This window comes from Emticicia aquatica (genome assembly GCF_923079645.1).
Classification (GTDB): Bacteria; Bacteroidota; Bacteroidia; order Cytophagales; family Spirosomataceae; genus Emticicia; species Emticicia aquatica.
Map to the genome: position 1 here is coordinate 1 of NZ_CAKLPY010000009.1, position 11,693 is coordinate 11,693.

The 11,693-nt window shown below is 32.0% G+C and carries 15 protein-coding genes; 11 read left to right on the top strand and 4 right to left on the bottom strand.

The window, feature by feature from the left end; translation table 11 throughout:
• Positions 1 to 140 precede the first annotated feature (140 nt).
• A complete protein-coding gene (locus MJQ71_RS20325; protein WP_238808781.1) occupies positions 141 to 734 on the top strand; it encodes a hypothetical protein in 594 nt (197 codons plus the stop codon).
• Positions 735 to 1,232: 498 nt separating this feature from the next.
• Here the strand turns inward: MJQ71_RS20325 and MJQ71_RS20930 are convergent, their stop codons facing one another.
• Complete coding sequence (locus MJQ71_RS20930; RefSeq protein WP_290370203.1) at positions 1,233 to 1,367, bottom strand: hypothetical protein; 135 nt, start codon at positions 1,365 to 1,367, stop codon at positions 1,233 to 1,235.
• 28 nt (positions 1,368 to 1,395) lie between these two features.
• Between MJQ71_RS20930 and MJQ71_RS20330 the strand changes: the two genes are divergently transcribed.
• Positions 1,396 to 2,199: a transposase gene (locus tag MJQ71_RS20330; protein ID WP_238808782.1), complete on the top strand. Its 804-nt coding sequence runs from the start codon at positions 1,396 to 1,398 to the stop codon at positions 2,197 to 2,199.
• Here the strand turns inward: MJQ71_RS20330 and MJQ71_RS20335 are convergent.
• On the bottom strand, positions 2,131 to 3,240 hold the full coding sequence (locus MJQ71_RS20335; protein ID WP_238808783.1) for a transposase: 1,110 nt from the start codon (positions 3,238 to 3,240) through the stop codon (positions 2,131 to 2,133). The genes MJQ71_RS20330 and MJQ71_RS20335 overlap by 69 nt on opposite strands.
• Positions 3,241 to 3,294: 54 nt before the next feature.
• On the opposite strand from MJQ71_RS20335, the gene MJQ71_RS20340 reads away from it, so the two are divergent.
• The 4 genes from MJQ71_RS20340 (at position 3,295) to MJQ71_RS20355 (ending at position 5,832) form a co-directional block, all read left to right on the top strand.
• On the top strand, positions 3,295 to 3,681 hold the full coding sequence (locus MJQ71_RS20340; protein ID WP_238808784.1) for a hypothetical protein: 387 nt from the start codon (positions 3,295 to 3,297) through the stop codon (positions 3,679 to 3,681).
• A 756-nt stretch (positions 3,682 to 4,437) separates the two neighbouring features.
• On the top strand, positions 4,438 to 4,797 hold the full coding sequence (locus MJQ71_RS20345) for a hypothetical protein (RefSeq protein ID WP_238808785.1): 360 nt from the start codon (positions 4,438 to 4,440) through the stop codon (positions 4,795 to 4,797).
• Between the two features lie 99 nt (positions 4,798 to 4,896).
• A complete protein-coding gene (locus tag MJQ71_RS20350; RefSeq protein ID WP_238808786.1) occupies positions 4,897 to 5,295 on the top strand; it encodes a hypothetical protein in 399 nt (132 codons plus the stop codon).
• A 186-nt stretch (positions 5,296 to 5,481) separates the two neighbouring features.
• The gene (locus tag MJQ71_RS20355) at positions 5,482 to 5,832 is read left to right on the top strand and encodes a hypothetical protein (protein WP_238808787.1); all 351 of its coding nucleotides are present in this window, start codon (positions 5,482 to 5,484) and stop codon (positions 5,830 to 5,832) included.
• A 414-nt stretch (positions 5,833 to 6,246) separates the two neighbouring features.
• Here MJQ71_RS20355 and MJQ71_RS20360 read toward each other — a convergent pair whose 3' ends face one another.
• Entirely contained in the window at positions 6,247 to 6,657 is a 411-nt protein-coding gene (locus MJQ71_RS20360) for a winged helix-turn-helix transcriptional regulator (RefSeq protein ID WP_238808788.1), read from the bottom strand.
• 91 nt (positions 6,658 to 6,748) lie between these two features.
• Between MJQ71_RS20360 and MJQ71_RS20365 the strand changes: the two genes are divergently transcribed.
• From MJQ71_RS20365 to MJQ71_RS20385, 5 genes are all read left to right on the top strand, one after another.
• Positions 6,749 to 7,210: an SRPBCC family protein gene (locus MJQ71_RS20365; protein WP_238808789.1), complete on the top strand. Its 462-nt coding sequence runs from the start codon at positions 6,749 to 6,751 to the stop codon at positions 7,208 to 7,210.
• Positions 7,211 to 7,212: 2 nt separating this feature from the next.
• Positions 7,213 to 7,554 (top strand): TfoX/Sxy family protein, encoded by a 342-nt coding sequence (locus MJQ71_RS20370; RefSeq protein WP_238808790.1) that lies wholly within the window; start codon positions 7,213 to 7,215, stop codon positions 7,552 to 7,554.
• Between the two features lie 392 nt (positions 7,555 to 7,946).
• Positions 7,947 to 8,975: a glycosyltransferase gene (locus MJQ71_RS20375; protein ID WP_238808791.1), complete on the top strand. Its 1,029-nt coding sequence runs from the start codon at positions 7,947 to 7,949 to the stop codon at positions 8,973 to 8,975.
• A gap of 1,103 nt (positions 8,976 to 10,078) precedes the next feature.
• Positions 10,079 to 10,558 (top strand): YcxB family protein, encoded by a 480-nt coding sequence (locus MJQ71_RS20380; protein WP_238808792.1) that lies wholly within the window; start codon positions 10,079 to 10,081, stop codon positions 10,556 to 10,558.
• Between the two features lie 164 nt (positions 10,559 to 10,722).
• A complete protein-coding gene (locus tag MJQ71_RS20385) occupies positions 10,723 to 11,004 on the top strand; it encodes a GNAT family N-acetyltransferase (protein WP_238808793.1) in 282 nt (93 codons plus the stop codon).
• A gap of 50 nt (positions 11,005 to 11,054) precedes the next feature.
• Here the strand turns inward: MJQ71_RS20385 and MJQ71_RS20390 are convergent, their stop codons facing one another.
• On the bottom strand, positions 11,055 to 11,648 hold the full coding sequence (locus tag MJQ71_RS20390; RefSeq protein WP_238808794.1) for a gluconate 2-dehydrogenase subunit 3 family protein: 594 nt from the start codon (positions 11,646 to 11,648) through the stop codon (positions 11,055 to 11,057).
• Positions 11,649 to 11,693: the final 45 nt, after the last annotated feature.

Below are 11,693 nucleotides of genomic sequence, written 5' to 3' on the forward strand. Positions count from 1 at the left end.
TTTTACTATTTTTACAAAACCCTTCAACAAAGTTGTTGGTTCAACTCTATGCAAGTGCGTAAACGCTTGAAAATCAATTAGTTAATCCAAAATCAATCCCCAGCATCGCACTTGCGAGTCGTTGGAAGAGTTAACAAAAAATGATAAAAGGAGATATTGGATATTTTGGATTAAGTGAATGGTGGCTAAATTCATTTTCAGAGTCCGAAAGAAAATATATAGTTAGCACATATAATCCACTTTCTATTGGAACAGAATCTCTAACAGAAGGTCATTATGACTATACAAGTAGGTCTATTATTTCTTTTTTAGTTGGTTTGAGTGGTTGGTTCAATAAGATAGAAGATATTCAAATCGCCTTAAAAATTTTTGAGAAAATAGATAGTTTGATTCAACCAAATACAAATATTATAGACCTTCATTTTTACTATTCACAGAAGATTGAAATATTTTATAAACATAGAGAAACGTATCCAAGTGCATTAAATCTTGCTATTGAGTCATGCAAAAAGCAAATTGAAATTTCAGAAAAAGCTTCAATAGAATTAAAAAAAGAATACCAAGGTAGTTATCTGCCAAAACACAAGGGTTATGAACAGCTTGCGATAATTGAAGAAAAGAATAAAAAGTATGATAATGTAATTGCTTTGTGCAACAAGGCAATTACACAAAAATGGAATGGTGATTGGCAAAAAAGAATTGAAAGATGTTACAAAAAAATACAAAAAATGTAAAACCAATAGAAAGCATATGCAACTGAAATATTTTGTTAGATTTTAGGCATTTGCAACAAGACAAAAGCGAAGCTTGAAGTGTAAATTCTCTGCAAAATGTCCCAGTTTATATGCTCTGTCAACAATCAATTAGCGGGGTATTTACTCAAATTACACTCCGACAAATAAATTCTTTTGCTTTTCAATTTCTTCTTTCATAACTTGGCACATAGAGTTGGTTAGGGACAATAAATATGAGCAAATTCTACAATTTTTTCCACCTTGGCACTTTTAATTTTTTGGTGGACATTCGATTGGCGAAGTGTTCAAGTTGTGTGAGTCCCAACGCTGCAAATAAGGAAAAGTTAAATATTATATAACCAAATACCCAGCTTTTCTCCCATCATCTCATTTGCGAAAGTTGGAAAATAATCAACCAATTATAGCTGTGCAGTGTCGTACTTTTATAAGTTGGAATTTTTTCACGCTATTTTGATTTTTTAAGCTTTTGCGATAATCTCAATATTCTGTTTTATTGATTCTCGCAATTCCATTCGGATAATTTTTGCTCGGTTTTTCTCCAAATCTTGAGCCATTTGCGACGAATCCAATGCAGACCACTATACATTTTTGAAAAGTGAGTGTAAAAGTCATAATTTTGAGGTGACGAAACCAAAAATTAATGACCAATACACTCATATACAAAGATAGTCAACTTTATGAATATTATGGACTATCAGGCATCAAGAATTTATTAGTAATGGTAGGTGGCATCTTGCAATCACGGACAGTAAATCTGTACAAGATAAAGGACTATGTCGGTGGTATTTTAGGCAACGATAAAACCGCACCTTTAAGCCATTACCAACGTTTGATACGCTACTTCGCAGAGTATTCACACTATGATTCATATAGCCAACATATACTGGAATTAAGCCATAGCTTTTTTACAAAATCGTATCGTTATCTCATCCTTGATGGGACAAAATGGGATTTAGATTTTCGGACAGTTCACCTCTTAACCTTGAGTGGAATTGTATCTGATGTAGCTGTACCAATAGGTTGGGAAGATATAGGGAAGAAAGGGCATTCTTCCCAAGAAGAACGCAAAGATTTCTTTGATAAGATGCTTAAAAAGGTGTCTTTAAAAGGAAAGGTTTTATTAGCTGACCGAGAATACGTTGGCAGAGACTGGATAGGGTATTTAATTGATAATCAGATAGAAATAGTGATACGAATGAAAGAAGATTGTTATAAGTCTGAACTTGATGAGAAGCAAAGAAATAGAGCCATTAAAAAGGCTAAAAGAACAAAAAAGCCAATTAAGCTACCCATTACTATCAATGGTAAAAAGTTATGGTGGGTGGTATTTTCTAACCCACAGAATGACCAAACAGAGCCTTTATTACATACCACTCTACATTTTTGGAATAGGGACATTAGCTTTAACTTTTGCGGACCGAATTTCTTGCAATACTTTGATTAACTGACGCATATTTTTAAAGCTACATAGTAGCCACGAAAGTCCATGTCTGAAGGTAGATACAGCTTGATATATTTTTCCACCTTTGTGCTTTTTCATTTGAATTTTAAACCGCTTTATTAAGCCTTGTTTAACAGCAAAACTATAAACAAGAACCAAAATTGCCATCATTAATTCTATCTTATGTGAGAATTTTACACCTAAATCCTCCAAGTTAAATCCATTGGATTTTAAGTGTTTAAATAGACATTCTATCAGCCATCTTTTCTTGTAAGCATCAGTGGCTTTAGTGGCATTTTTAAGGCTCGTAATAAAGTATAATAAAGGCTCTGTTTGGTCATTCTGTGGGTTAGAAAATACCACCCACCATAACTTTTTACCATTGATAGTAATGGGTAGCTTAATTGGCTTTTTTGTTCTTTTAGCCTTTTTAATGGCTCTATTTCTTTGCTTCTCATCAAGTTCAGACTTATAACAATCTTCTTTCATTCGTATCACTATTTCTATCTGATTATCAATTAAATACCCTATCCAGTCTCTGCCAACGTATTCTCGGTCAGCTAATAAAACCTTTCCTTTTAAAGACACCTTTTTAAGCATCTTATCAAAGAAATCTTTGTGTTCTTCTTGGGAAGAATGCCCTTTCTTCCCTATATCTTCCCAACCTATTGGTACAGCTACATCAGATACAATTCCACTCAAGGTTAAGAGGTGAACTGTCCGAAAATCTAAATCCCATTTTGTCCCATCAAGGATGAGATAACGATACGATTTTGTAAAAAAGCTATGGCTTAATTCCAGTATATGTTGGCTATATGAATCATAGTGTGAATACTCTGCGAAGTAGCGTATCAAACGTTGGTAATGGCTTAAAGGTGCGGTTTTATCGTTGCCTAAAATACCACCGACATAGTCCTTTATCTTGTACAGATTTACTGTCCGTGATTGCAAGATGCCACCTACCATTACTAATAAATTCTTGATGCCTGATAGTCCATAATATTCATAAAGTTGACTATCTTTGTATATGAGTGTATTGGTCATTAATTTTTGGTTTCGTCACCTCAAAATTATGACTTTTACACTCACTTTTCAAAAATGTATAGTGGTCTGAGTTGGGCACAAGCAGTTGGTTGGCACGTAACAAGAATAATTTATGCACCAACAAATCCAAATAACAACATTTTATTAGATTTTGATAATTGGCAATTTACTACATTGACAACTATGGGGTCATCTGCATCTTGTATCTCTAATGGAGCTTGGTATACACCATTATTTATTGACCTTGTTGATAACTTTAATCAAGTAAATTTACAAGCTAACAACCCAAATGACCAAGCAAATGGATATACCATCACTCAATTACAAACTTTTTTGATGGCAAGACCAACTAATTGGTATATGTATCGTGATTATCTTGAAAGTAATTCTAATAATGCTACTGAAGCAGCAGCGATTCAACTATTCTCAGACTATGATTAAGCTATCGAAGATTTCTATAATTTTTATTTGTACATCATGTACCTTCTTTGTTCGACCCAAAGACACATACATATTAAAGAATGATACAAACAAGGATATTGAGATTTCGTTTTATAATAAATCTAAATTAGAACGAAAATTGCAAATTAAGTCAAAGACTCAATTTGATAGCACTTTCTTTAGTCAAAGAGGGAGTGTATCTTCTCCATTTTCATTGGAAACTGATTCTGTAGTTATTAAGTTTTCAATCAATAAGTATATCAGGCAATATTGTAATGGAATCCAGTTATGTTGTCAGGTATCAAATTGTAAAATTGAAAAGAATTTACTTAATTTTGAAGATGCAACAATAGAAAATAGTAGAAGGATTAATAAAATAACAAAAATAATTACTTTTGATGAATCAGATTATCAGAAAGCGAAACCTCTTTGAAAAAAATACTCTGTCGATATATGAGTAACCATCTTTAATAGTTCGAAGCGTGAAAGAAGATGGGATTTGAATATATACCCCATTAAATCTTCCGTTTCGGACAATTAGAAGTTTTTTTAGCAACGACCTACAAACTGGTATAACCTAAAAGAATATATTGTGTTTCATAGCCTGTCAACTTATTTTGAGTTGATAGGCTATGAATCTATTTAATGGTCATGGTAACTAAAATCTTCAATATAATATTATTATGTAGCATAAACATGTGCATAAGCTGTGGTTTACTTCCTGATACTGGACCAATTCAGTATCAAATTTTGTATGTGAAAAATAATACAAGTAATTCGATTGAGATTACTGGGTTTTATAAAGGTAGAAAAATTGGATTAGAACCTATAAAAATAGAACCTAATTCTGAATTTCAAATATTGAATAAATATCTTTACCCTATTAATATTTTTCCCAATTGGGATGTTGACTCTATTTCATTAAAAACTGGAAATGTTGGTACTTATGCTGTGTATTGTAATGGTGAAAATTTATCTATTTGCAAAAATGAAAAATACAAATTCTTATTTAGCAGGTATACTGAGCAACCAACTAATGAAAAAATTAATAATAAAAGGATTAAAATGAAATATTTTATGGATATCAAAGATTCTGACATTAATTTATTAAAATAGTTCTTTTAGCTTCATCAAAGGCTTTACAGGTTTGTAAAAGACCGAACAGTGTATTTGATAGGCTGTTGTTCAATTTTTCGGATAATGATATTTTTTACAATGAGTTGTACTTTTTTTGTTAAACCAAAAGAAACATTTATTGTACAAAATGAAGCAGACAAGGCTATTACTATTTCATTTTTTAGTAGGTCCGTTTTAATTGAAAGTATAAAAATTGACTCTCATAAACAGTATGAAAAAACTATAAATGTTGAATTAGGGAGTACAACAAGTCTTTTTAATGAAAAAACAGACTCTCTAATAATACAATTTAGTGATAATAAATATTTAAAACAATATTGTCAAGGACTTACACTGTATGGAAACTTTGATAAATGTTATTATGAAAAAAACCTTTTAGATTTTGCAACGGGGTCATATTCAAGAAATAATGTTTCTGGAAAAGTATTCAAGACTATTACTTTCGATAATACCGATTATATGAAAGCAAAATTGTGATTAATCTAATATGTCGTGTTATTCAGGTTACAGGACTTAGTAGAAAGCCTATTTTTCTTAAAAAAGCTGTTTTTTCAAACTATGACTAAGCTAATATTTTTTTTGCTAATATTTATTTGTTTTTCATGCTCATTTTTTATTTCTCCTAAAGTTAATTTCACCATTGAGAATAGAACATCGAAAGATATGAGTATACTTGTTTACAGTAAATCGAAGCTTTTGAATAATATTTCAATAAATAAACAAAGCAAATTTGATACCATCAGAGGGTATGGTTCTCCAGGCATTAATGGACAAAACTCACCTTTTGACTCTGAGCAAGTTGATTCTATTATTGTTCTTTTTAGTGATAAAAATGCTATTAAGTATTATTGTAATGGAGAATTACTAATATCTGGGACAATAAATGGATTAGCTTGTAAATGGGATAAATCTCCTATGGATTTTAATTATGGTAAAACAAATAATTTAAAATCTACTACTTATAAAAGTTTGGTTTATGATGAATCAGATTATCAGAAAGCTAAACCTCTATAAGTGAAAATATCTATTTATTAGGTCTGAACTCAAAGTTATCGTCGACATTATAGAAGCGAAATTTTTGAGTGTTTACTCTCAAAATTTTCGCTTTTTTAGTCCATTGTTTGCAAAGTTACCTGCGACGTGCGATTAGAAAAATAATTTAAAGGCTTTTTTTCTCGAAAACTTTGCGGTTTATACTATTCCATAGCGGCTACTTTTTTATATCTTTGGGTCGCTTATTTTTCGGGCGATACTCGGAAAAAAGAGCTTGCAACGTTGGTTTATCTACAACGTGAGCAAGCAAGTAAAAGTTTGATAATCAACTAATTAACTCAACATTCACTCAAGAATCATCTTGCTTGCGAGCGTTGGAAACCTTAGACAGCGACAGTGCTACTTCAAACTTTCGGACAGCCATAGGGAACAGCTTTACTTCAAACTTTGCCTAAGCATTTTTATGACACCTGCTTTATCTTTCTTCAATTGCTTAACAAACGATGTTGCAAATGGATGGACTTCATGATGCTTTTCACTCCATTCAATTACTTCAACCAAAACAGGAATCAAATCAATTCCTTTTGGTGTGAGTGAATAAAGAATTTTCGCTTTGCTCTCTGGGTGAGTTCCTTTTGAAATTATTCCACCGCATTCAAGTAGTGCTAATTTATCTGCAAGAACACTTGTTGTAATGCCTTCGCCACCATTCAGGAAATCACCGTAAGTATTTTTCCCTTTAAATACTAAATCTCTCACAATCAACAGCGACCATTTATCACCCAAAATATCAAGTGTTTTACCAATGGGGCAATCAGACCTAAAATGTATTTCTTTCTTTTTCACGACACAAAAATACAAATTCACTTGGAAATTCCAAGTGAATTTATTTATATTTGCACAGACAACTACTCTAACAACAATTTAAAGCAAAAAAATGAGCAAATTACAAGCACGAAATGAAGCCGTTATCAATGCTCCTATTAGCAGCGTTTGGGCAATTATCACCGACATTAAATTGTTGGACAAAATAAATCCAGGCGTTATTACGGCTACAGGACGAATGGACAAACAAGGCGAAACCCGAACTTGCGAAATGGAAAACAGAGGCAAAAGAGGAACAATGACAGAAAAGTTGGTTGAACTTGTTCACGAACAAAAAACAGTTTGGGCAATTGAAAACGACAGCATGGGAATGGGCAAGATGCTGAAAGACCCTCAGTTTTGTTTCTATCTTGAAAAAATTGGTGACAACAAAACCAAAATCGTAAACGAATCTTATTACGAACCTGCCAATTTGATGGTTAGAATTATAAATGCTTTAATGATGAAAAAAAAGATGGGTGAAATTCAAGAGAAAATTCTAACAAACATTAAATCAATAGCAGAAAAAAATTAAATATGGCTTACAACGAAAAACTTGCTGATAGAATTAGAGAATCGATTTGTGAAATTCCGAAAGTGGAGGAAAAACAAATGATGGGAGGTTTAACTTTTATGGTTAACGGAAAAATGTGTGTTGGAATTATCAAAGACGAAATGATGTGTCGTATTGACCCTTCAATTCACGAAACAGAAATTGAAAAGCAAGGTTGCCGAACTATGGACTTTACCAAACGCCCAATGAAAGGTTATGTAATGGTGGACGACTCAGGTATGAAAAGCAAAAACGAATTTGACTACTGGATAAATCTTTGTTTAGAGTTCAACAGCAAAGCCAAGTCATCAAAAAAGGAAAAATAATAATTTCATTTATAAACAATCATACTCTTAGGCACTTTCGACATGAAATCAGAAGGATTGCAAAGAGTTTACTCTCAATAGCTTCTACGTTTTTGGGGCTACTGCTTGCAAAGTTACCTGCGACACTAAATTGGAAAAATAATTTATAGGCTTTTTTCTCGAAAACTTTGCGGCGTATGCTTCTAAAATAGTTTGACAGTTTTTTGCTCAAAGTCTCGTTCGACGAGCAAAATTCGCTGGGTTTTCAATTATTCAAACGCATAGTTCTTTGTGGACAGGATAGCTTTTGGGCAGTTCTATTGTATTTTCTGCTCTCAAAGTGGGTTTGCGACAGAAAATCTGCGTGGTAGTTCCGCCACTTTTTCTCAAAAACTGAAAATTCAATCAAACTGATGAAACACTTTTTCAAAGTGCTGAATAATATGAAAGTGCTTTTGCGAAGAAGTTATTTTGAAGCCATTAGCAAAGTAGATTACATCATTGTCAACTCTGTGACACTTCCAATTGTGAGTGCAATTGCTGAAAAGCAAAATAAAAAAGTCGCTTTGACTTATTTGATGCCACCTGTTGTGCCGACAACTGAATTTCCATTGGGCGACTTTGACTTCTTAAATTTCGCTTGGTACAACAAAATGACTTACAAAATTGCCCAAACTTTTTATTGGAAGTTCGTCAAACAAGAAACAAATGAGTACCGACAAGAATTAGGTTTACCGATTTTGAAGGAAAATTTAATTACTTACATTGACAATCAAAAGCCCTTAGATTTGTATTGCATAAGTCCAACGCTAATTCCACAGCCCAAAGACTGGGAAAGCCATCATAAAATTACAGGTTTTTTGACTGTTCCAAATCAAAAAAGAGAAACACATAGTCTTGATAAAATTTCTATTGAATTAAGCGATTGGTTAAAACAAGGTGAAAAACCGATTTATGTAGGTTTTGGGAGTAATGGAGTTGGAAACAAAGAGAAGTTTACAAACATTTTAACTGAAATTTTAGACAAAACGAACGAGCGGATTTTATTTTGCACAGGTTGGTCATTGTTTGATGAAATGCCAAAACATGAAAATTTGTTTGTGACAAAATACGTTAACCACGAAACGATTTTACCAAAGTGTAAAGTAGGTGTTTTTCACGGTGGTGCAGGAACTTTGGCCACAATGTTACGAAATGACTTGCCAGTTATTGTAGTATCATTTTATACCGACCAACCAACTTGGGGCAAACTGATTGAACATAGAAAATTAGGTGTTCATATTCCTGCAAAATCATTAACCGTAGATAAACTTATTGCAGCAATTCATGTTTCACAGACTGACGAAATCAAGAACAATGTCTTGATAGTTGGACAGGCCATTAGAAACGAAAATGGACTTGACAACGCGGTAACAGAAATTGAAAAATACTTTGGAGAATAAAAATATGTCACACAACATGGGTTTGTTGCAAGTGGGGGCTGACAGAAGTAATTAAACATTAGGCGTTTTATTGTACTCTTGTTTCGGTAGATGGGAGTTTTTTGAATTTTTGTAAGTAATTGAAAAACAGCCATTTATATCGACAGAAGTTGGGACAGACGAGTTTCAAAAGCTCATGAGACTGGGTAAATACAAAATTTCAAGCGTTAATTCTCAGCTAAAAGTCTCAGTTTGCAGGCACATTCAACATTCAATTCGTATGGAATTTGTTCAAATTTCACTCCGAAAAATATTTTTTTTGCTTTTCACTGGGTTAGCTCTTACGATCCTTTTTTTAGACATTAGTTCGCAAATTTGGTCAGTGCCATTCGATTTGAGCAGGTTCTTGCATTTTTAATCCTTAGCAAGTTCATTTGTTGGGCAACATATTCAAAAATTAGATATATAAAATCCTTTATCCTCAATACGAAGAATTATGTAAAGATCTGTTATTTAACGAGTTAACTCTAAAACCATTCAAAAACCATCAAAAAGCGATTGTTAAAAAATTATTCAACAAAAAAAACTAAGACCAAAATTTATATCTTTAAAATTTATGTGTAATTCTGAAAAAAAGTAGAACAATAAATAATTGAGATAAAATATACTTAGCAAAAATTGTTAACATGTCTGAAAAAGATTAGGAGATATTTTTCTAATCTTATGAAACCAAAGTTTTACAAAAAAGTCAGTTATATTAAAAGTTGGTCAAACGAAAATTACCTATTCTTTATCGAAAAAGGAAATAATAGAAAATGTACTCTGGAGTGTATTATTTACTGACTTGGAGATAATTTATAACAAATCTGCTATTGGCAACACCATTGAAAGATTGATTAACGAAAAACTATTTATGAAAACGTCTAAACAAGAATTATCGGTAATTGCGAATAATTTTTAAAAAATTAGTAGTCATTAAAACATTACTATTAAATTAGCAATATCGTTCATCCAAGTTTCAGTCTAATATGCAAAAGTAACCTTTAGGCAGTTAAGTAACGTTAGCGTTCAACAATCGCAACACAGTAAAATTTTGAATTTTTCTACCAAGTAATTATATTGAAATGAATTTTAATCTTAGTTTCGTACCCGATGAAAAGTATTACAATGAAGCTTATAAAGCAATTGTTTCATCACTCAAAACAAAAAAATACGAACCATTTTTTGCAATTACTATGATAGCTTTGGGCCTTTGGTTTTCTTTTCAAGACCAAAATAAAATTTTAGGTTATTTCCCCATCTTATTTAGCATGATAGGAGTTTATGAATTTTTTAAACTTTATTTTGAAAAGAAAAAATGGCTGAAACAACGCTTAGATTCCAAAATTGTAGGGCAGAAAATTGAACTACATTTTAGTGACGAAACAATCAAACATAGCGGTCCATTCTCAAAAGGTGAATTAAATTGGGAAGGAATGAACAAAATACTAAAAACAAAAAAAGGAATATTATTAAAACCTGAAAATGGTATTAGCATCTATTTACCTGATAAATTATTTTCAAGCAAAGAGCAAATTGATTTTATAATGTCAAAACATAAATAACTAATTTAAAGACAAAAAATGACACTTTTCAATCTTTACATTCACTTCATTTGTAGTCTTACTTTTAAAGTTTTTTCAAAAACTTTATTATAATAATTACTCTTTTTTATAACTTAGTTTTCAAATTTAGTTAAACAACATCATTTTGACAGACTTTAAGAAAAATGGAAATCATTCACGAAAAAAACGATAAAAAAGGAGTTTTTAAGGCAATAGAAAATGTGAATGTAGCTGGTGAAATGACTTATACTTTTGCTGGAAATGATAAATTTATCATTGACCATACTGAGGTTAGTCCTAATTTTGAAGGAAAAGGAGTTGGAAAACAATTACTAATGCAGGCTGTTAAATATGCCCGAGAAAATCACCTAAAGATTCTTCCTCTTTGCCCATTTGCTAAAGCCATGTTCGATCGAATAAAAGAAATTCAAGACGTATTATTTTAATCACTGTTGCCTTCAAAATCTTTCAGGCAACAGTGAAATGCATATTTAAATTATTCATTCCAAGAATTTTGACCTTTAAGCGGCATACAAGCAATATAATCACCTGGAACTGGGTCAAATCCAAATACATTTTTTCCAATGCTCTCAGAAGTATAAAAGCCAAAAAGAGTCAGACTTTTTACTTTCTTATAAAATGTTGGTTTCGGGGCATCTGGTTCAAGATTTATTCCCCAAAGACTCATGCCTGTGCGGGGCGATTCTTTATCCAAGGCCAATAAATATTCTTCTCGTTTCGATTGGTCAAGTTCAACGAAACTCTTGCCATATTTTGATTGACAATTATCATTAAAATTTACAAGGTCATTCACAAATTGCTCTTTACTTGACGAGTCCATTGTATCATTGACCATTTTGTCAATAAATTGGGGTACGCCTAGCTCTTTTGCTCCAGGAGTTTTAGTTTTGGGTAAAATAGTTTCTGCAATTTCAGCAATAATTTCTGCGTGTTTTAATGAAAGGAAAACAGGTTTCCAAGTCAGCTTTGCTTCTTTTGTGCATGAAACAAAGATTTCAGAAAGTGTAATTCCTGAAACGCCCAACCCAAGTGTTAAAGCGGTATTTTTTATATATTCTCTACGATTCATGTTGGTTCTTATGTTAAGATTTTGTATTCAAATTGAATAAACTTC

Bases quoted from the DNA above. Each gene is read 5' to 3' on its own strand.
- MJQ71_RS20335 (WP_238808783.1), bottom strand. From the start codon at position 3,240: ATGACCAATACACTCATATACAAAGATAGTCAACTTTATGAATATTAT.
- MJQ71_RS20350 (WP_238808786.1), top strand. From the start codon at position 4,897: ATGAGTTGTACTTTTTTTGTTAAACCAAAAGAAACATTTATTGTACAA.
- MJQ71_RS20375 (WP_238808791.1), top strand. From the start codon at position 7,947: ATGAAACACTTTTTCAAAGTGCTGAATAATATGAAAGTGCTTTTGCGA.
- MJQ71_RS20330 (WP_238808782.1), top strand. From the start codon at position 1,396: ATGACCAATACACTCATATACAAAGATAGTCAACTTTATGAATATTAT.
- MJQ71_RS20355 (WP_238808787.1), top strand. From the start codon at position 5,482: ATGAGTATACTTGTTTACAGTAAATCGAAGCTTTTGAATAATATTTCA.
- MJQ71_RS20930 (WP_290370203.1), bottom strand. From the start codon at position 1,367: ATGACTTTTACACTCACTTTTCAAAAATGTATAGTGGTCTGCATTGGA.
- MJQ71_RS20340 (WP_238808784.1), top strand. From the start codon at position 3,295: ATGTATAGTGGTCTGAGTTGGGCACAAGCAGTTGGTTGGCACGTAACA.
- MJQ71_RS20365 (WP_238808789.1), top strand. From the start codon at position 6,749: ATGAGCAAATTACAAGCACGAAATGAAGCCGTTATCAATGCTCCTATT.
- MJQ71_RS20325 (WP_238808781.1), top strand. From the start codon at position 141: ATGATAAAAGGAGATATTGGATATTTTGGATTAAGTGAATGGTGGCTA.
- MJQ71_RS20390 (WP_238808794.1), bottom strand. From the start codon at position 11,648: ATGAATCGTAGAGAATATATAAAAAATACCGCTTTAACACTTGGGTTG.
- MJQ71_RS20385 (WP_238808793.1), top strand. From the start codon at position 10,723: ATGGAAATCATTCACGAAAAAAACGATAAAAAAGGAGTTTTTAAGGCA.
- MJQ71_RS20370 (WP_238808790.1), top strand. From the start codon at position 7,213: ATGGCTTACAACGAAAAACTTGCTGATAGAATTAGAGAATCGATTTGT.
- MJQ71_RS20380 (WP_238808792.1), top strand. From the start codon at position 10,079: ATGAATTTTAATCTTAGTTTCGTACCCGATGAAAAGTATTACAATGAA.